Origin of the sequence: Ilyomonas limi (genome assembly GCF_005233845.1) — a bacterium.
Lineage (GTDB): Bacteria > Bacteroidota > Bacteroidia > Chitinophagales > Chitinophagaceae > Ilyomonas > Ilyomonas limi.
Map to the genome: position 1 here is coordinate 252,042 of NZ_SZQL01000005.1, position 19,700 is coordinate 271,741.

Genomic DNA, 19,700 nt, shown 5'->3' on the forward strand with positions numbered 1-19,700 from the left:
TTTAATAAAAGTGAAACTGCTATGTTGATTTTTTCACCGAAGAGGACTTGAGTAAATAGAGTTTGCATGAAGGTTAATCCGCTTAATGTAAACTCTAATTTCTCTTGTTCTCTGCGGTGAAACTCACTCTATATTTTCAATCACCGCCGCAATACCCTGACCGCCACCTACGCAGGCTGTTACCAAGCCATATTTTTTTTGTAATCGCTTCATGTCATTCAATATTTGTATCGTCAGCTTAGCACCGGTACAGCCTAATGGATGTCCCAATGCAATAGCTCCACCATTAATATTCACTATCTCTGTATTTAAATTAAGTTCATTAATAACAGCAATAGATTGCGAAGCAAAAGCCTCATTTAATTCTATTAACGCTATATCATTCAGGCTCATGCCAGCTTGCTGCAATACTTTGGGCACTGCGGCTACCGGGCCAATGCCCATGATGCGCGGATGCACGCCTGCACTGGCACAATTTACCAGTCGGCCGATAGGTTGGATACCTAATTCTTTTACCATCCGTTCGCTCATCACCATTACAAAGGCAGCACCATCGCTCGTTTGCGATGCATTACCTGCTGTTACGCTACCGTTTAGTGCAAAGGCTGGCTTTAATTTAGCGAGCACTTCGGGGGTCGTATCAGGGCGCACGCCTTCATCGGTATCTACTACATAACTTTTTGTTTTACGCTTGCCTTTTTCATCTACATAAACCTGCTCTACATTTATGGGCAAAATACCTCCTTTAAAATAGCCGTTTGCAATCGCATTCGCTGCTTTTCGGTGCGATGCAGTAGCAAATTCATCCTGTGCTTCGCGGCTTACGCCAAATTCTTTAGCTACGGCTTCAGCGGTTAAGCCCATACTTAAGTAATAGTCGGGTTCGTCTTTGGCAATGTTGTACGAAGGCACGGTTTTCCAGCCGGCAGTAGGTACAAGGCTCATGCTTTCGGTGCCGCCGGCAATAATACATGCTGCCATGCCAGTGCGTATTTTGGCAGTTGCTATTGCAATGGCTTCCAATCCACTGGCGCAGTAGCGATTGATGGTGATGCCCGGTACCTCTATACCTAATGCTTTTGCCGCGATAATACGTCCGAACTGTAAGCCTTGCTCCGCTTCGGGCACTGCATTGCCAACAATTACGTCGTCTATGCGTTTGGTGTCCAATTGCGGCATTGTTGCCATCAATCCTTTTATTACTTCTACGGCCAAATCGTCGGGGCGGTAAAAGCGAAAGCCACCTTTTTTAGCCTTTGTAACCGCTGTACGAAAACCGGCTACGATATATGCTTCCTGCATTTATTATTTATTTTTTGTGTAGTAAAAATAAGCAATTGAGGCCGTGTGAATGGTGTAAGGGAAGTTATATTTACAGGAGCAGTTTGTATAATTTATTACTGCAGGCCGTGCTGAGGAAAAGCTTGGTAACCAATACATACGTTTATAAGGTGTAAGCATTTTCAAGCTTAAAAAACGATATTAAACATATCACTTTCCAGGTGCGCCATAGCCTTTGGCTGCATCGTCCAGCACCAGCACCCAATCGTTCTCAACGCCGGTAGTTGGCGGTGTAGCAGTAATAGTTCCCTGGGCTGTATTAATAGCAGCTTGCTGTGCTTTGCCATCCTGTGGATTGAACCACCAGGCAATCAAACGCTGCGGCAAAGCAGCCGTATTAATCGTAACCGTTTTTCCAACCGGCAAATAAATCATGGCATAACTATTATCCCTTCCACGAAACGCTTCTATATGTTCGCCTTTAATACCTAAGCCACCCGCCACCAATAAACTATCGGGTATGCGCCCCAATGCGGGTCTGGATTCCATCAACCTGCGTAAGTATCCCACCTGGTAAGCACCGGGACGATCCATTGCATTGATCCAGCCACGGTCGGGATAATTAATTGTTTCTTCCCGCGCATTCATAAATTGCCAGATAGCATGATGGCCATACGTAACGCCACAAGCACCTGCAAACACCGAACGATACGTTTGCTTGCGCACATCGTAAGCACGATAATATCCATTATCCGGGTTCCATTTAGGCCAGGGATTCACCGGGTGGTCTTCATAGTTGGGCTCACCATCCAAAGTAGGTTTTGTGGGTGTGTAACTGCGGTCACGTTTTACCAAATCCCAGCAGGCTACATCGTGCCCGCTGCCATGTCCCGATTGAAACATATTCATATCCAGCCAGGGCTCGTGGTGTATCCATTGCGAAGTGGAATTATCGCCACCGGATGGATGATAGGTGATAAAGCATTGGTGATCCGTAGCTTCAATAATGCCTCTTGCCATGGCACGCCATACCGGGCGCCAGTCGTTGCTGTCTTGTACTGCCGGGCGATCACCGCCTAAAATCCAGATAATATTTGGCTCGTTTTTATAACGATTGCCAATCCATTTGCCATAAGTATAAGCATTTACACTATCAAACACCACCGGACCTGTGCCCCACATCTTCGTTACTTTATCGCCCCATGTGGGCAACAAACCAATAAACAAATTGCGTGCTTTTGCCATGTGAATAACACTGTCCATTTCAGTGAAATATTTTTCGTTCGGTTGGGTTGGATCTAAGTTGTTTAGCGGTACTTCACCATATTGATTGGGCTTGCGCAAGCCATCAAACTCTGCTAAGGCTACTGCTTGTATAACGGTAAAACCTTTGGCAGCGCGGTTATCCAAATATTGTTTAGCTTCTTCTAAGTTCAGCCGGTGAAACAGCTCCCAACCCGTATCGCCCAGCCAAAAGAAAGGTGTGCCATCGGCAAACTGAAGATAGTGCCCGTCTTTTGTTACTTGTAATCGTCCGTGCCCGAATAAAGATTGTGCAGATAAATAGGTGCAGGAAATAAGGATACTGAAAATAGTAATAAGCAATCGCATAGAAAAAATATGAAGTGATTGTGGTTAATATTCTAAAATTGAAATTAATTGATGTGCGAAATAAAAGTAACCCATTTACGATTTACTGATGCAATACATTTAAACGTTTATTCTTATAAATGAATCAATAACGTGTAATGCTCCATTTACTCCAACGCCAATGCAACAATCGCAAACACATCTATAATAATCAGTGTAACACTCACTTCTTTGCTTTTACCCATCACCAGTTTAATAGCCGTCCACGACAAAAAGCCCCAAATAATTCCCTGTGTGATGGAATTAGTGAAAGGAATGAGTACCATCGCTAAAAATGCAGGTATTGCATCGTCTAATTGCAGCCAGTTGATTTTGACCACCGGCTTTACCATAAATACACCTACCAGCACCAATGCCGGCGAAGTAGCAATAGAGGGCACTACGGATAATAGCGGTGCTAAAAACAAAAAAGGTAAAAAAAGTATTGCACCAGTCACGGCTGTTAAGCCAGTTCTGCCGCCCGCTTCTATGCCTACTGCCGATTCGATGTAAGCAGTTCCGGGACTGGAGCCTACTAATCCTGCTAAGGTAGTAGCTACGGCATCGGTCAGCAAAGCACGTTGTACATTTTTCGGCTCTCCGTTTTCATCCAGCAAATTGGCAGCTTCAGCAAGCCCTACAAACGTAGAAAGACTATCGAACATATCGGTAAATACAAAAGCAAAAATAACCGGTGCTATTGCCCATTGCAAGGAGTGTATAAGATCGAGCTTGAACAGAAGTGAAAAGTCTGGTGCTGCAAACAATCCCTGCCAGTTAATTAACGGTGCTGTATCCAATGCCCACCATCGACCCATCGGGTAAGCAATTAATGTAGTAAAAAGAATTCCCAGTAAAATACCTCCCTTCACTTGCCTGATAACTAATATAGCCGTTATCAGTAAACCGGCAAGAAAGGTAAGAAGGGCAGGCGTGAGCCTGCCAATACCAACAATTGTTGCAGGATTAGCTACAATAAATTTTGCATTGGCAAAACCAATCAGGGTAATAAACAAACCAATACCGGCAGCAATAGCATAGCGCAACGGGCGCGGAATGGCCTTAACAATATAAGTGCGGATGTTGAATACAGATAGTATAAGAAATAAAATGCCTGCCCAAAACACGGCGCCTAATGCAACCGTCCACGGCACTTTCATACCCAATACGGCAGTAAAGGTGAAGAAGGCATTCAGCCCCATACCGGGTGCCACGAGTATTGGATTTTTTGCATACAAACCCATCATCAGGCTGCTGAAAAAAGACACCAGCACTGTAGCTGTCAATACGCCTGAAAATGGTAAACCTGCCTGGCTAAGAATAGAAGGATTAACGATAATGACATACGAAGTAGCTAAGAAAGAAGTAGCGCCAGCCAGCACTTCGGTTTGCCAGGTCGTTTTGTTTTTCGTTAGCTCAAAATAAGATAGCATACAAAAGCTGGTTGAAGCCGGAAGATAGGTATAGAAAAGCACACTGCCTGTTTTCTATAGCGGTTTGTATTTTAAATGCAAACAACAAACTGCTAAACACCGGTTATATAAAACGCATCAGTTGCGTGAAGTCATTAATTTTTGGCAATGCCATTCCATCGGGTTGAAGGTTGTATTTATCATACACTATGGCATCTATGCCAAGGTCTTGCGCTGCTTTTATTTCGGAGTGCAGGTCGTCGCCAACTACCAATACTTCATTAATGTGATAGCCATGTCTTTGTATGATAGCTGCAAAAACATCCTTCTTGGTGGTAGCTGATGTTGCCGGATCAATAATGTGGATTTCTTTGAAGTCTTTGCTAATGTTCATTCCATCAATCTTGCTTTGCTGCAACTGCATAAAACCGGTAGTAACCAGGTATTTTTCTAAGGTAATGTTTCTTGCTGCTTCGTAATCGCTGAAGTATTGAATAGGCTCTTTGTAGCTGATATTAGAAAGCAGTTCCATTCCTTGTTTCGTCAATGCTTCGCTGAAATGATACATAGCCGCAACCACCTGAAAAGGCTTACGCATAATTTCCGCTTTAATTGCTTCAAAGTTATCATCGTGTGCGCCGCTTTCTTTTATATATTGAAACAGTGGAGCAAATAATCCATCGGCAATAGTGGGCACGCCATATATCGTATTATCCAAATCGAAAATGATTGCTTTTTTCATAGTGCTTTGCCGTATCTGCTGCGCTGGTTGAATGTTGTAATGACTGATCTTTTTGCAAAAGTATAATAGAAGTAACAGCTTCGTTCATCTTAGTAATACTGCTCATTTTTTCTGCTAACTTTTTATGGCTTTTGCAAAAACCACCACAACTGCAACAGCTCTTTTTTATTTCGCCTTGTATTATTGTACACATATAATAAGTTTTAAAATAAAAAGAACAGCAACAACATTTGCCATTGCTGTTCTTTAAATAGATTTTAGACAACTACCATTTATCCAAACCCAGCAGTTTTCTTCCAAGTTTGGTTAATACGGCTGTCTGGTATTTAGTGCGTTCCCATCCGCGCGGATCGCCGGGAAACGCATAGCCTTCGGGTGCTTTTCTTTCCATCCACGACGAAATGCGCCACTCGCGTAATGCTTCATTATCTTCCTCTGCCGGCATCATCGAAATGTATTGTGCCAGGCGTACTTTGTTGACGCTGTTGTTGGCGCGTATGCCATGCGGTAGCAAGCTGTTGAAGATGAGTAAATCGCCGGCATTCATTTTTACTTTCACGATTTCAAAGCCGGTTACATCAGGCTTAAAATGATCCCGGTTTTCGGGTTGTCTCAACTTCCAGGTGTCATACGTTCTGTACAACTCGGGCACACATTGAAAACCGCCCATATTTTCGTCATTCTGGTCTGCCAATGCAAGCACGCCCTGCACATTTTGTGGCTTTGTTTCGGGATCGTAATCCCAATGAATAAAACCTTTGTATTCATAACCGGGGCGGATAGGTAAGTTGAGGTTTGCTCTATCAATTGTTACCCACAACTTTTCGGTTCCCCAAATATCTGTAAATGCCTGATGCACCTTTGGATATTGACGGTTATCCCATAAGTATTGATGATTATATACTTCCACCATGCCGGTATTGGTCAGTTCTTTCATCTTCATTTCGGCACGTGGTGGTGCATACCAGGTTTCGGGATTGTTAGGGTCTTTTTCTTCAAACTCCCACAAGAAATCGGCAAGCCGTTTTGCCTGCTCTTTGGGCACTGCATTTTTAATAACGATGTAGCCGTTTTCAATCCAAAATTGCCAGTCTTCTTCGCTTAATATTTGCAGTGGTTTGCCGTTGCTGCGGTCGTTCAGTTTTACTTTGCTGCTCTTGGAGGTAGATGGATTGCCGGGAATGTCTTTGTGTGCGTTTGTTATAGCTGGTGCCATGGTGGGCGCCATTGTTGCTGTTTCCATATAGCGTATTTTATTGTTGTTTGAATAACACAAAGCTCTGTTTATAAACAGCCGGAGCAAATACCTGTAATGACCATTATTTGCTCTGTATTGACTTTTTTCTTCTTTTTTGGACGAGAATAGTAGCTTTATAGAAAAATATAGCAGCTAACATGAAAATTCAGAAAGAGATTGTCTTACCCAATCCCGGACAATCGTTCAAGCTGTTTAAACCCAGCTTAAGAAACAATTTCTTCTGGCATTATCATCCTGAGTATGAGTTGGTATATGTGGAGGCAACTACCGGTATCAGGCATGTTGGGCAGCACATCTCTTCATTTATGGATAGCGATCTGGTGTTGATTGGTGCCAACATTCCGCACCTCAATTTTGACTATGGTTTGCAAACAGAATACCGGCAAATAGTAGTGCAGTTAAAAGAAAATTTTATGAGCGATGCATTTAAAGAAACACCGGAGCTTGAAGCCATAAAAGTGATGTTTGATAAAGCATATTTGGGCTTATCGTTTGGTGGTAAAACAAAACATATTGTTGCAGAAAAACTGAAGTACATGCAGGACTTGAATCACTTTCAGCAACTGCTTTGTTTATTGGAAATCTTTCAACTGCTTGCCAACGCTGATGAAGTAATAGAATTAAATGAACAAGACACCAGTATCAAATTGTTTTTAAATGATAAGATACGTATGGGCTCTGTTTACAAATATATTCACGCCCATTACAACCAAACGCCGGATGTAAATAAAGTAGCTGCCGGTGTGCATTTGGGCACGGCTGCTTTTTGCCGGTATTTCAAAAAACAAACCAACATGACCTTTACCGATTTTGTAAATCAGTACCGCATTACACAAGCCAAAACATTATTACTGCAAGATAAAACAGTATCAGAGGTTTGCTACGAAGTAGGTTTTGATAGTCTTTCTTATTTCAATAAGTTATTCAGGAAAATCACCGGCGAAAATCCTTCGCAGTTTAAAAAGAAGCACAGAATAGCTACTATATATGTATGAGTTTTTCACCGCCGGGAACGGGCGTTCACGCAGAGTTTCCGCAGAGACTTGTATTGGTACTTTTTAAGCAACTTAATTGTTAACGTAAAAGTGAATTTTATCAAGCTACGCTGCGAAATCTCTTTTAACTCCTGTTTTTTGTCTGCCCACAGGCAGATCTTTTATATAATTGTATTTTTTTATCCTGAAAGAACATTTTACCTTATTCCTATTCATTTGCCACAAGCCGGTTCCATTCTGCGTGCCTGCGCAAATAATGCTGCACATAAGGGCACGAAGGCACCATGTTGAGGTGATGTTCTTCTAAATACTGCAATGTTTTTTTCACTAATGTAGCAGCAACACCTTGGCCTTCGAGTGGTTGAGCAACTTCGGTATGAATTAGATTTACAGTATTGCCTGACTGCCTGTAGATGATAAAAGCATATTCGCCATCAATATTCATCTCAAAACGATGTTGGGCAGCATTTACATGAAGTGGTATGTTTTCGTAAGCCATAAATTAATATAGTTTAAAATGAAATTGTTTTGCTTATTACCCAAAATAAAACCTACAGCAACAATAATACACTTATGTTGCTGATTTATTAAACTCCGCGCTTTCTTTTTCAGCTGTTTATTTTCATACTTCAAACAATACTGTTCACCGTTCATCATGCTTTAGCTGCATTTATCCTTGTCAAAAAAGCCACTGTGCGCTTTATTTTTTCCATTTATCTATTTTTTCTGCAATCATCAGTGGCTATCTTTTATTTTTGTTTGCATGACAAAGCGTTTATTGATACTGCTCTGCATTATCATACCTACCTTACTAACCGCCCAATCGGAAAAATGGGACTTGCGCCGCGCCGTGGATTATGCCATGCAAAACAATATTTCGGTAAAGCAAAGCGATGTGCAGTCGCGTCTTGCTGCGTTGCAAACCAAGCTGGCAAAAGCTGCTTCCATTCCCAACTTAAACTTTAGCACTAATGCCGGTTTTCAGTTTGGCCGCAACATTGACCCCACTTCCAACCAGTTTGTCAACAACAATGTATTTTTTCAGAGTTATAACCTGCAGTCCAACATTACGCTCTTTAATTTTTTTAATATTAAAAACCAGCGAAAAGCAGCACAGGTAAATGAAGAAGCCAGCCGTGTGGATGTGGATCGCGTGCGTAGCGATGTGGGATTGAATGTAGTGGCTGCCTACCTGCAATTACTTTTGTCTATTGAGCAAATGAATATTGCCCAGGCGCAGATTCATCTTACCGATTCGCAACGCATTATTACACAAAAACAGGTAGATGTGGGCGCTATGCCGCCGCTGAATGTAGCCCAGTTAGAATCGCAACTGGCATTAGACAGCAGCAATTATATTACGGCTGTAAGTACTATGGAAAGCAACAAGCTGCAGATGATTGCTTTACTTAGCCTCGATGCTTCACAACCTTTTGAAGTAAGCCTGCCTGATGTAAATAAAATACCGTTGCCGCCATTGAGTGAACTGGAACCGACAGAATTGTATGAGATTGCAAAAGGTACGCAACCACTGCAGCAGGTAGATTCTTTGCGCATCATAGCAGGGCAATACAGTGTAAAAGCTGCGAAAGGCGCCATGTATCCTTCCATTACTGCTTTTGGTAGCATTGGTAGCAATTATGCCAGCACCTATCAGCAATTTGCCGGTGTGATACCCAGCGGCAGAGTGGATACGTTAGGTGTGATTGACATTGACGGACAAAAATATTATCCTACCGCTCCCGGCTATACCACGCTTTATAATAAAGCACCTTACTTACGCCAGTTAGGTACTATCAACCTTAATCAGTCTATCGGCCTGCAATTAAATATTCCCCTTTTCAATGGCCGACAGGCACGTACCAGTTACGAGCGCGCCAAGCTGGATGTGGAAAACTATAAGCTGCAGCTTGCACAGGACAACCAAACTTTACAACAAAATATTTTTACGGCACGTGCCAATGCCGAGGCAGCTATTCAAAAATACAGTGCTAATAAGAAGGCAGCCAATTATGCCCAGTATGCATATGAGTTGAGTAAAAAAAGATATGAAATAGGGATGCTTTCCACCAGCGAATACCTGATAGTGCAAAACAATCTGGAAACAGCAAAAATCAATGAAGCATCGGCTTTTTACGATTATATTTTTCGCATCAAACTGCTGGAGTATTACAAATTCGGTCAAGTTCAGTTATAAAACCCGCACCTTTTTATTTTATAAAGCAAGCTTTTTATGAGCAAAACATTAAAATGGATTATTGGAATTTTAGTACTGCTGATAGTAGTGTTGGTGGTGCTAAAGGCTACCGGCGCAATAGGTAAAGATGAAGGTACCAAAATAACTGCCGAAAAGGCCGAGCGCCGCACCATTACCGAAACGGTAAACGCCAGTGGCAAAATATATCCCGAAGTAGAAGTAAAAGTAAGTCCCGATATTTCGGGCGAAATAGTAGAGCTGAATGTAGCCGAAGGGGATACTGTTAGGAAAGGGCAGGTGCTGGCGCGTATTTATGCCGATATATACAGTTCGCAGCGCGACCAGGCTGCTGCCGTTGTGGCACAGTCGCAGGCGCAGGTTGCCAACTCGCAGGCACAATTAGGTGCTTTAAAAGCTACCTTAGACCAGGCAGAAGCTGCTTACAAACGCAACAAGCAACTGCTGGATGATAAAGTGATTTCGCAGGCAGAATTTGAAACCGCACAACAAGCTTATCTTTCTTCACAAGCCAATTATCAGGCTGCCCTCAAAGGCATACAGGCCAGCAAAGCCAATGTGCAGGCAAATATTGCCAGCCTCAACCGTGCCAGCCAGGATGTGGGCCGTACTACCATTACGGCACCTATGGATGGCGTAATCAGCTTGTTATCGGTAAAAAAGGGCGAGCGTGTAGCCGGCAACAGCTTTAATGTGGGTACCGAAATGATGCGCATTGCCGACCTGAACAGCATAGAAGTACAAGTGGATGTAAGTGAAAATGATATACCCAAAGTAAGGCTTGGTGACAGCGCCGATGTGGAGGTGGATGCATATAACCAACGTAAGTTTAAAGGAGTGGTATATAAAATTGCCAATCCTTCTACCAGCGCTACTTCTGCCACGAGCAGCACTACTACCGTTACCAACTACGAAGTGCACATACGCCTGCTGCCCGAGAGCTATGCCGACCTGATGGGTAAAGGAAAGCCGTTTCCCTTCCGCCCTAACATGACAGGCAGCGCCGATATAAAAACCAACACAGAAGCGAATGTATTGAGTGTACCGCTGAATGCCGTAACTACACGCGATAAAAACAACAACAGTACCCAAAAAAGTGACGATAACAACGGCAATAGCAACAATAATAACGACAATAATACCACTGCTGCCAGCACCGACGATATTAATGAAGTAGTGTTTGTAGTGCAAAAAGATGGTACAGTAAAGCAGCACATAGTGAAGACCGGCATACAGGATTTAAATTACATTCAAATTCTTAGCGGTATCAATGCCGGCGACGAGGTGGTAACCGGCCCTTATGATGTAGTAAGCAAAGATCTGAAAAATGGCGATAAAGTAAAAGTGGTATCCAAAGACGAATTGGTGCAAGGTTTCAAAAAATAAAAGCTGAAGGTGATATAATGAAAAGAGCCACGCATTTGCATGGCTCTTATTTTTATGTTAGGGCTGTTGTAATATTAAAATTGCTGTTATGCTGTATCCCGGCAAATGGTGATTGCCGTTTTAAGTTGCTGCTTATCGTTCAGCAGAGACTCTGTTTGAATCAATATAAATTTTTGCTCCAGGAAAACCGGTTTGAAAGCATCTGTCTGTTGTACTAAAACACTAAATCGTGGTCCTGATTTCCGGCTGCATAACAATTGAAGCGCTTAACCGAAGTTGCAGGCAAAAAGAATAAGATAGCAACTATCAAAACCGGAATTAAAATATACATGTCAGTCATGCCACACAGTAGCCAAGCAAAATGCCAGTATTTAAAGTGCTGAAAATGAGTAAGTATATAAATTTTTGCTTAGGATGCAGTTCCATTTTTGGAATAATGTTATATAAATTAGAGTGGCAGCTAAATAAAAAATTATGGAGTGCCTTTCAAATATATCCGGTTCAACGTCTATTTCAATACAAGAATATTGTTAACTGACACTTTCAATTTTCTGGCTGGTGCGGGCACTCCGTTAATATTCGAAAACAATTTCTTATAAACAAAAGGTGCTTACAACATATTTGTAAACACCTCTTGTTTGCCTGGGTAAAAGCTATCGTTAAAAAATAGGTCTCTCGTTGGAAAAAGGTCTGCTCCGGTTATTACCGGTCTGTTTAGAAATACTGTTCTTTTTACCGGGTGCATCAGAAATGCCAATACCATTTTTAACACCGGTATCGTTTATGTTGCCTTTTGGCAGCGATGCACTGCCGGGTGTATTATGTATATTACCTTTTTCCTCCTGCATATTTTGTTTTGTTTCCATAGCTCACTGTTTTATATAAATGAATAAAATAAAAAAGTTTGAGATGCCTGTGCTGCTCAGGCAGTGTGAGGAATGTACACCCGTTGTACACTCCTCCCTACCCACAAGATCCAATAAAGCTGGTACAATCACTCCTTTTTCATTTAGTTATTGTACGGCAGCAACAAGCAAATGCGGCAGATTTCCTGTTCGTTTTTTCATAGGTTAACAACACATATTCAGGAAATATACACCTGGTACTCTATACTCAAAAATCAAGCAAAAAATACAAGCTTTTTATTCAGTCATTGATAATGAAGGGCATAAATTTTTAAGCAGCTGCATTCGTAGTAATTATTAACTATCAGTTAAGGTAAACAGGTAGCAATTGTGGTTTTATACAGGCTGGCTGCAGCGGAGGATAAACGCCTTTATAAATGCAATCACTTTTGAAGAAAAGGTAATCTTTCAGGATTATAAGTAATCTGTTTACTCCATGATGGAGGGACTTACCTTACAATTGTACTGGAGCGAATGTTATTTGTTTTATCTTAAGTAAAAGCGCTCTCCTCTATATTATAATATCAACTCTTTTTAAACAAAACAGTAAGAATGCGCGGTAAGGCAGTGCGATTATCTTCGTCAAAATATTCATTTATATCTGCTACCAGCAGGTGGCTCTTTTTTGCAGCCTGCACAAAGTCGGACAGGTTGTGGTTATAGCATTGTACTACCTGTACTCCACTGGCAGTGTCAAAGCGGGCTTTGCTGCCGGTGTATTGTTTAAATGGATGCAATTCGCCTATATATACATAACCGCCGCTATTGAGTATTTTGGCGGCTTCGCTAAAAATTAAGTCCAGGTTTTCTATATGCTCCAGCACAAGGCTAAAGCTGATGAGATCGTATTTTTTATTGGTGAAATGCCAGGGCTTGGTAGTGTCGGCTTGTATAAATGTTACATTATCTTTAATTACTTTTTCTCTTGCTTTGGCAAGCATCTCCTCCGATAAATCAACAGCGGTGACAGTGCTGGCTTTCTCCATGAACCATACGGTATTTTTTCCGGTGCCGCAGCCAATTTCAAGGCAGCTATCAAAAGGAATAGCCGACAATGTATTACGTAATGCCTTTGCTTCGAGGTCGCGCGTTTTGTTGCTATTGCTGTCGTACTGTTTAGCCCATTCGTTATAGGCTTGCTGTATATCCATAAGGTGATAAAATTAAAGGATGTAACATAACTGCAAACGGTATAGGGATCATATGGCTTTAAATGCTTAAAGCCTGAAGACTTAATCGGTCTTTACATATCAATTGGAATTACGAAAGTAAATATGTAAAAAATTATTCTCCGCCATACTATTATAACCAAAAATGTATTTACATTTATTCAACGATTACTACTAAAGCTTCATTTACTAACCAATAAACCTGTAGCCATGAACAACTCCAATATATTGCCTGTGCTTTCCTGTTAATAGTGCGGTTTTCTGTATGCAGCATCTGGTGTGCGGGTTTTCTTATGGTAATAACGGTAATTTTAAAAAGAAAGAACCAAACTTCAAATTACGCTTATGTTCAACAATGTAGCTATTGATGTCTTTTTAGGATTAACCTTTGTCTTTCTGCTGTATAGCCTCTTAGCTACCATTTTGCAGGAAGCCATTGCCGGGTTGTTAAACCTTAGAGCCGCCGTACTTGTAAAAGCCGTACGCGTAATGCTTAATGACCGCCAGCGTTTGGATGTTAAAACCAGCAATCCGGTTATAAGCGTTTTAATAAGAGCTGCTGTCAGTTTAAAAAATCAGTGGAAATTTATAACGTGTAATTTACCTTCCAATTCATTGGCAAAAGCATTTTATAAGCATCCGAGTATAAAATATTTAAGCGCAAGTAGTATAAGAAGTAAACCTTCCTATATACATCCCGAAAATTTTTCATCCACCATAGTCAAGATTCTAAGAGGGCGTTATTACGATGGCAGCATTCCTGAAATCGTAGCGATATACCAGAAGCTGCATCTAACTCCCGAGAATCAACTCCCCATCGTTACGGTAGGTGCTGTAGATACCGTACTGGCACAAATTAAGCCGGAAACACTGGATCAGTTCAGACAATTGTATGTAGATGCAAACCAGGATATTGACAAGTTTAAAAAGCTTCTTGAGAACTGGTACAACGATACGATGGACAGGGCAAATGGCTGGTACACCAGACTGGCCAAGCGTATACTTTTTGTGATGGGTTTTTGCATAGCACTCGCCGGCAATGTAGATACTATTAAAATTTATCACATTCTTGCTACCAATCAAACCGCAAGAGAACAAATGGTGCAATTAGCTGTTCAGTCGCAAAGCAAATATGATACGCTTCCGCAGGTAAAGAAGACCTATGAGTTGGATAAAGCAAAGTTTGATAGTGCGGCCTATGCAATGGTGGAGCAGGACGTTAAACAGGCAAACAGCATATTGGGCATTGGCTGGGTTTCGGATAAGGAAAAGCAGGATTATAAAAAACTACTAACGGCAAGAAACAACATAGCCATTCAATTTAACAACATTAAAGCCAAAGACCCAACATCTCCGCAACTCGATCTTTTACGCAGCCAGTTACGGGCGGCAGATATTGAACGCTTAAAAAAGAAAGAACAAATAGATTTTAGAAGTTACAACAACACTTCTTTTTTAGGCTGGATTATTACGGCCTTTGCCATTACGCTTGGCGCTCCGTTCTGGTTCGATTTACTAAACAGGTTCATCAGTCTTCGCTCTTCGGGAAAAAGACCCGACAGCAATACGGATGCAGGTAACACTAATACCAACAATAGCGCTGCTGTTCAGCCGGCAGGCGTATCGGTACGTTCTAATACAACAGCAGAGGAGGCTGTAGGATAAACTATGGAAAAGCTTGTTGTAAACGTACAAAAACTCAATAAAAGAAGTCTGATTCCAACCGCACTGCCGGATAGCAATAACATAGCGGGCATTGTATTTCTGAATTATACTTTTGAAGGGGAAGAAGTTGCTGAAGTACCAAATCCAGCCATAGGAAAATGGTATAGAGACAAGGAAGGCTATTTCTACTGGGGCGGCGGTTTGAATATGTTGGAAACAATAGAAGACCATTCTGCCGAAGTATCATCGCCAACAGAGAATGCTATACCGGAAACAAGTACTGCTACATCTGAACCAGACAGCAGCGTACTGCCGCAGACAAGTATAACGCCGGCAATAAAAAACAAGATTCAGCAGGTAGTAAATGCATTTGAAACAGGATCGGCGCAGGGTAATTATTCGGGACTGGTAAAGTATGATGATTATACTGATCCTGTGACTAAAACGCGCAGTGTGCAGGTTACATACGGGCGCTCTCAAACCACCGAATTCGGCAATTTGAAAGCCCTGATTCAGGCTTATGTGGGTGCCAATGGTCTATATGCTGCACAATTAAAACCTTATGTAAACCGCATAGGCACCAAGCCAAGCCTTGCTAATGATGCTACATTTTGCCAGGCATTAATTGATGCCGGTAAAAAAGACCCGATTATGCGTACCTGCCAGGATACCTTTTTCGATAAAGTCTATTATCAACCTGCCGGCAACTGGTTTGTTACCAACGGTTTTACAATGCCTTTAAGTATGCTGGTTATTTACGACAGCTATGTTCATTCAGGCTGTATTTTACCCTTTTTAAGAAGAAAATTTGTAACTGCAGTGCCTGCTGCCGGTGGTAACGAAAAAGAATGGATCAACAATTATGTAGAAGTACGGCAAAGCTGGCTCGCCAGTCATTCTAATCCGGTGCTGAGAAAAACGATTTATCGAACGCATTGTTTCCAGGAGCAAATGATGCGTAGCAATTGGGATTTATCTAAACCAATTAGTGCTAATGGCATTACCATTGCGTAAAAAAGTATGCTGTATTTCACCATAAGCATGTTTAAAATAAGTAATGACCATAGCCCTCATTCTGCAATTGCCGCCTAGAAGATATTACAAAAAGCAAATTAGCGGCGGTTTTGTGCAGAGTCTGTAAACCGCAATAAATCAAAATTGAGATAAAACATTTACATCAGTCTTCTTAAACAATTATTTAAAGCAAAGGCAATCAGCAGATTCCGCACGGAGCCGCTAAGTCGTGATAATACAATCATCCTGTTGTGTGCAATTCACTCTCTTCAATAATCTAAAACTATTCGTTATGAAAAATTTTCTTTTTGGGATTATAACTACCCTTATTGGTCTTGCAATCTTTGGCTTTATTAATAATAAAAAGGAACGAGAGATACCTAAAAAAGAATGGATAATAGCGCCTCGGTTTTTAACGCTTCAAAAAGGAATAACAAAAGAACAAGCTAAAGAATGGATGGAAAATGAATATCTTCCTTTATATCGATATCATTCGGGTTGGAATGCACAACTCGGTGAACCAACTGGCTCGGGTAAATGGGGAAAACCAGACAACACAGCCAAAGAAAAAGGAGATTTTGTTTTGATTTATTTCTTTGACTCTCCAAAAACAAGAGATCATTATTTTCCACCTGATGGAAGTTGGAGTGAAGATATCCAAAAAGTACTAGCAGAACATAAGTCCACTTGGGATGATTTCTTTGGCAAATATTTCGTTCAGGAAAAATATCAAAATGAAGAATATACAATGTTTGAATCTGCCAAATAAGCGTTGCTATAGAAATTTGAAACCCCCACCTTAAATGTAAATAATATGAAATGGATACTTTTTGTATTTGTCATTATTTTATTTAGTTGTCGCCAAAAAGAAGAAAAGTTGTCCGTTGCTGAAATTGCGCAAATCAAAAGTGATATTATCAAGCGATCAGAGAAACATGCTAGTGATTTGGAAAATCTTGACTACAAAGCAGTAATGACATTTTATGCCAACACAGAAGATTTTATCGTATTTGGAGATGGTTATTATTGGGGCGATTACCTAACAATAGATTTGCTCTGGAAAGATATCCTCGAAAGAGAATGGAAAAAGGTATTGAAATGGGATTTAAAAAACCATAAAATACACGTTTTTTCAAGAGATGCAGCTTCTTACCTGGTAGAATTTGATCACATACACATTGCAGCAAATGGTGATACCGGACGAAGTTCTGGATGCTTTACATATGGTATGCAAAAAATTAATGGAGATTGGAAAGCAGCCACTGTACACGTTTCCCATATTCCCACAAGATCTGATGACGAGAAATGGTGGTCAAAGTTTTCGCCGGCAAACAGGACAAATAAAAAATAGAAACGCACCACAACAAAAGCTCCATCCGTTCAGTAAAAAGCATGTTTTACAACATTCGCAAAATTTTTTTACTGCATACAACCATTGGGTTTTGTGCAAGTGGGGCTTGACCGGCAAACATCAGCTGATTGCAAATGGAGGCTGTAGTCCGGGCGGGACGAATAAATTCCAACTTTAGTTCTTAAATTCAACTTTGTATTTTTAAACAGCAGCATTGCAGACAGACGGAATACTACTTTCCCACCTGCACAAAGCCCCACACGATAGCGGCAATTGCGGAATAACGAGCTACATGATGCTACATTAATTTCCTAAATGTTCTGCACACCAAACAACCTATTCCATGTCCAGTATTTCTATCAATCCCAACAATGGCACCATCTCCATTAAAGTAAAAGTAAACTCCATGCAGGTAGTTTCTTTTTCTATGACGGTGTATGCACCCGATGGCAGCACCGTATTGGAGTATTATACCGGCGATTCGCAAATTGCCAATCCATATGTTATTGCTTTGCCAAACAACCCATCCGGTTACATTGGCGATTATGTTGCAGGTACCATCAAAATATTTGATCCGCAAGGTGGCGGAAATAATTTTGATATTGAGGTTGCTATTGTACAAGATAACACCGACCTGCAACCCATTATTTCTTTAACAGGCACTACTACCTCCGGCATTATTTCTCACCAAACCATTTTTCATCTTCAATAACAGGAAATGTATAAGAAGATAGGGGTGATTATGATTGTTTTAGCAAATGTGTTTCTATCGGCAAAAGCACAGGTAAGCGATACCAGCATAAAACCTGGCTGGGCAAATCTCGATTATTATATACCCGAATCTCCTGCCTTTAAAATACTTGGTACCGACCCCAATAATATATTAAAGCCCACATCCGTTCGCAAAGTAGCATTGAGTGTAGGTGATTATTTTTTTACCAGTGGTTCTGTATTGCCTAAAGATTTATCGGTAGAAATCTCCCCGCTTTTACTCAACAGCAAAGCCAGTTTGAATGATTATAACCAAAACAAGTTTTTGTATAGAATGCGTATATCCGTTGGTACTTCTACCAATACCAATGGCAGCTACGCTATTGCCGAAGGAATACGGTTTACCATTATTGATAAAACCGATTTACGAACCAATACCTCCTTTCTAAAAACCATTACTACTACCTTAGGCGCTGCAGTGAATGCGGAAGACAAAGCCATACCTGCATACATAAAAGCAAATCATTTGGCTATGACACCTATACAATTCAGAGAAGCGTTGGAAAATGATAGTACGCTATACAACAAGTTGCTTGCTTTTGAAACACAATATATTCCGGATAACATCGTTCCGCCCGACAGTTTGGCTGCATTAAGAGAACAATACCGGAACCTGCTTTGGAATGCACCTATATGGGAAGCAGGCATAGCTACATTGCAATCTTCCAAAGACTCTTTGATTAAAAATTTAAGCTTTTCGCAAATAGGTTTTTGGACTACTGCGGGTGTGCCCATCGGCAAAAAAGGTCAGTTGCTAATTGGCGGCAAATTAGGATTTGTAGATAGTACCACCTGGCAAACAACCGCATCTTTAGGCGAACGATTTTATTATGGCAGCAATAATATAAAAGGATTTATAGATGCTGAATATGTATATAAAAATAATAGCAGCAGCGCTATAGCCGGTGCAGGTTGCCAGTTTAATATCAGTAATGGTTTATGGGGGCAATTTGCTATTAATCTGGTAATAGCAAACGGCAATGTATCTTATCAGCCCGCCATTAATATTGGCTTTGGTACGCCGGAGAAGAGGAGATGAATAGGTGTATAATAATGCTGTTTATAACGATAGGTATTATACAAGCCTACGCTCATTTCGTTTTACCTCAACAACATAAGGCAGTAATTTTGCAGTGATACAGATTTAAACCATATTGTAGCGGCAAATCTTATCCTATAAAACAACAACTTCTTTTTTCTATAAAATTGCTATTGCCATTTCACTGTATGCGGTGATTGTTTGCTGAAATTTATCTTTTATTTCAATTGACAATTGAATAATAAAACAAGCATATATGGACAGTCTTTTATTAATGTATTCTTTCCTAATCTGCAACCTTTTAAACCTTATATTTAGCAAAAATTTAAACCATACATGAAACTACTAACAGGCTTTGTATTAATGAGTACGATGATGCTTTCGTGCCAAACAAATAGTACGGTACAGCAACCAAAACAAGAGGTACCACTAATAACAGGAACCTGGAAACTCATTACGGGAATGCTGATAGAAAAGGGTGATACTACCATTACCGATTATACCAAAAATACTTCCTTTATTAAGATTATTAACGACACGCATTTTGCTTTTTTACAACACGATCTTACTAAGGGTAAAGATTCAGCGGCAAACTTTGCGGCAGGTGGAGGTAGCTATTCTTTGAACGACAGCACCTATACCGAACATCTGGAGTATTGCAGCGCAAGAGAGTGGGAGGGCAATGATTTTCCTTTTACAATACAAATACACAATGATACACTTGTACAAAGTGGTATAGAAAAAGTGGAAAGTTCGGGCATTAACAGGATGAACATTGAAACGTATGTAAGGGTAAGTAAATAGTTTATGTATGCTTTGTTAATGTAAAGAAAATGTTGGTGAAGAACATTAATACCGGCAGTCGCAA

General features: G+C 40.8%; 19 protein-coding genes. 10 read left to right on the forward strand and 9 right to left on the reverse strand.

All coding sequences use genetic code 11. The annotated features are described in order from the left end of the window. Positions 1 to 123: 123 nt before the first annotated feature. The 6 genes from FC093_RS08690 to FC093_RS08710 all read right to left on the reverse strand — a co-directional run bounded on the left by FC093_RS08690 (position 124) and on the right by FC093_RS08710 (position 6,307). Complete coding sequence (locus tag FC093_RS08690) at positions 124 to 1,302, reverse strand: thiolase family protein (protein WP_137261377.1); 1,179 nt, start codon at positions 1,300 to 1,302, stop codon at positions 124 to 126. A 189-nt stretch (positions 1,303 to 1,491) separates the two neighbouring features. Then, on the reverse strand, positions 1,492 to 2,892 hold the full coding sequence (locus FC093_RS08695) for a glycoside hydrolase family 140 protein (RefSeq protein WP_137261378.1): 1,401 nt from the start codon (positions 2,890 to 2,892) through the stop codon (positions 1,492 to 1,494). Between the two features lie 146 nt (positions 2,893 to 3,038). Then, the gene (locus FC093_RS08700; protein WP_137261379.1) at positions 3,039 to 4,343 is read right to left on the reverse strand and encodes an NCS2 family permease; all 1,305 of its coding nucleotides are present in this window, start codon (positions 4,341 to 4,343) and stop codon (positions 3,039 to 3,041) included. 103 nt (positions 4,344 to 4,446) lie between these two features. Next, a complete protein-coding gene (locus FC093_RS08705; protein WP_137261380.1) occupies positions 4,447 to 5,064 on the reverse strand; it encodes an HAD family hydrolase in 618 nt (205 codons plus the stop codon). Further along, entirely contained in the window at positions 5,033 to 5,257 is a 225-nt protein-coding gene (locus FC093_RS23725; RefSeq protein WP_170971031.1) for a hypothetical protein, read from the reverse strand. The genes FC093_RS08705 and FC093_RS23725 overlap by 32 nt, the downstream gene beginning before the upstream one ends. 72 nt (positions 5,258 to 5,329) lie before the next feature. Next, a complete protein-coding gene (locus FC093_RS08710) occupies positions 5,330 to 6,307 on the reverse strand; it encodes a phytanoyl-CoA dioxygenase family protein (protein WP_137261381.1) in 978 nt (325 codons plus the stop codon). 152 nt (positions 6,308 to 6,459) lie between these two features. Here FC093_RS08710 and FC093_RS08715 point away from each other — a divergent pair, with 152 nt between their 5' ends. Then, positions 6,460 to 7,317 (forward strand): AraC family transcriptional regulator, encoded by an 858-nt coding sequence (locus tag FC093_RS08715; protein ID WP_137261382.1) that lies wholly within the window; start codon positions 6,460 to 6,462, stop codon positions 7,315 to 7,317. Positions 7,318 to 7,525: 208 nt separating this feature from the next. Here the strand turns inward: FC093_RS08715 and FC093_RS08720 are convergent, their stop codons facing one another. Further along, entirely contained in the window at positions 7,526 to 7,816 is a 291-nt protein-coding gene (locus FC093_RS08720) for a GNAT family N-acetyltransferase (protein WP_137261383.1), read from the reverse strand. Between the two features lie 264 nt (positions 7,817 to 8,080). On the opposite strand from FC093_RS08720, the gene FC093_RS08725 reads away from it, so the two are divergent. Together FC093_RS08725 and FC093_RS08730 are read left to right on the forward strand one after the other, a co-directional pair. Then, entirely contained in the window at positions 8,081 to 9,514 is a 1,434-nt protein-coding gene (locus FC093_RS08725; RefSeq protein WP_137261384.1) for a TolC family protein, read from the forward strand. A 36-nt stretch (positions 9,515 to 9,550) separates the two neighbouring features. Then, positions 9,551 to 10,918 carry an efflux RND transporter periplasmic adaptor subunit gene (locus tag FC093_RS08730; RefSeq protein ID WP_137261385.1) on the forward strand — a complete coding sequence of 456 codons (1,368 nt, stop codon included), beginning with the start codon at positions 9,551 to 9,553 and terminating at the stop codon, positions 10,916 to 10,918. A 659-nt stretch (positions 10,919 to 11,577) separates the two neighbouring features. Here FC093_RS08730 and FC093_RS08735 read toward each other — a convergent pair. Continuing rightward, a complete protein-coding gene (locus tag FC093_RS08735; RefSeq protein ID WP_137261386.1) occupies positions 11,578 to 11,784 on the reverse strand; it encodes a hypothetical protein in 207 nt (68 codons plus the stop codon). 563 nt (positions 11,785 to 12,347) lie between these two features. Beyond that, positions 12,348 to 12,974 carry a class I SAM-dependent methyltransferase gene (locus FC093_RS08740; RefSeq protein ID WP_137261387.1) on the reverse strand — a complete coding sequence of 209 codons (627 nt, stop codon included), beginning with the start codon at positions 12,972 to 12,974 and terminating at the stop codon, positions 12,348 to 12,350. 363 nt (positions 12,975 to 13,337) lie between these two features. Between FC093_RS08740 and FC093_RS08745 the strand changes: the two genes are divergently transcribed. From FC093_RS08745 to FC093_RS08775, 7 genes are all read left to right on the forward strand, one after another. Then, positions 13,338 to 14,657 (forward strand): hypothetical protein, encoded by a 1,320-nt coding sequence (locus tag FC093_RS08745; protein ID WP_137261388.1) that lies wholly within the window; start codon positions 13,338 to 13,340, stop codon positions 14,655 to 14,657. Between the two features lie 3 nt (positions 14,658 to 14,660). After that, complete coding sequence (locus FC093_RS08750; RefSeq protein ID WP_206106536.1) at positions 14,661 to 15,671, forward strand: chitosanase; 1,011 nt, start codon at positions 14,661 to 14,663, stop codon at positions 15,669 to 15,671. A gap of 292 nt (positions 15,672 to 15,963) precedes the next feature. Then, positions 15,964 to 16,440: a hypothetical protein gene (locus FC093_RS08755; RefSeq protein ID WP_137261389.1), complete on the forward strand. Its 477-nt coding sequence runs from the start codon at positions 15,964 to 15,966 to the stop codon at positions 16,438 to 16,440. A 45-nt stretch (positions 16,441 to 16,485) separates the two neighbouring features. Next, positions 16,486 to 17,022 (forward strand): nuclear transport factor 2 family protein, encoded by a 537-nt coding sequence (locus FC093_RS08760; protein WP_137261390.1) that lies wholly within the window; start codon positions 16,486 to 16,488, stop codon positions 17,020 to 17,022. A gap of 343 nt (positions 17,023 to 17,365) precedes the next feature. Next, on the forward strand, positions 17,366 to 17,734 hold the full coding sequence (locus FC093_RS08765) for a hypothetical protein (protein WP_137261391.1): 369 nt from the start codon (positions 17,366 to 17,368) through the stop codon (positions 17,732 to 17,734). 6 nt (positions 17,735 to 17,740) lie between these two features. Next, entirely contained in the window at positions 17,741 to 18,832 is a 1,092-nt protein-coding gene (locus FC093_RS08770) for a hypothetical protein (RefSeq protein WP_137261392.1), read from the forward strand. A gap of 336 nt (positions 18,833 to 19,168) precedes the next feature. Beyond that, positions 19,169 to 19,636, forward strand: a complete 468-nt coding sequence (locus tag FC093_RS08775; protein ID WP_137261393.1) for a lipocalin-like domain-containing protein — start codon at positions 19,169 to 19,171, stop codon at positions 19,634 to 19,636. Positions 19,637 to 19,700 lie beyond the last annotated feature (64 nt).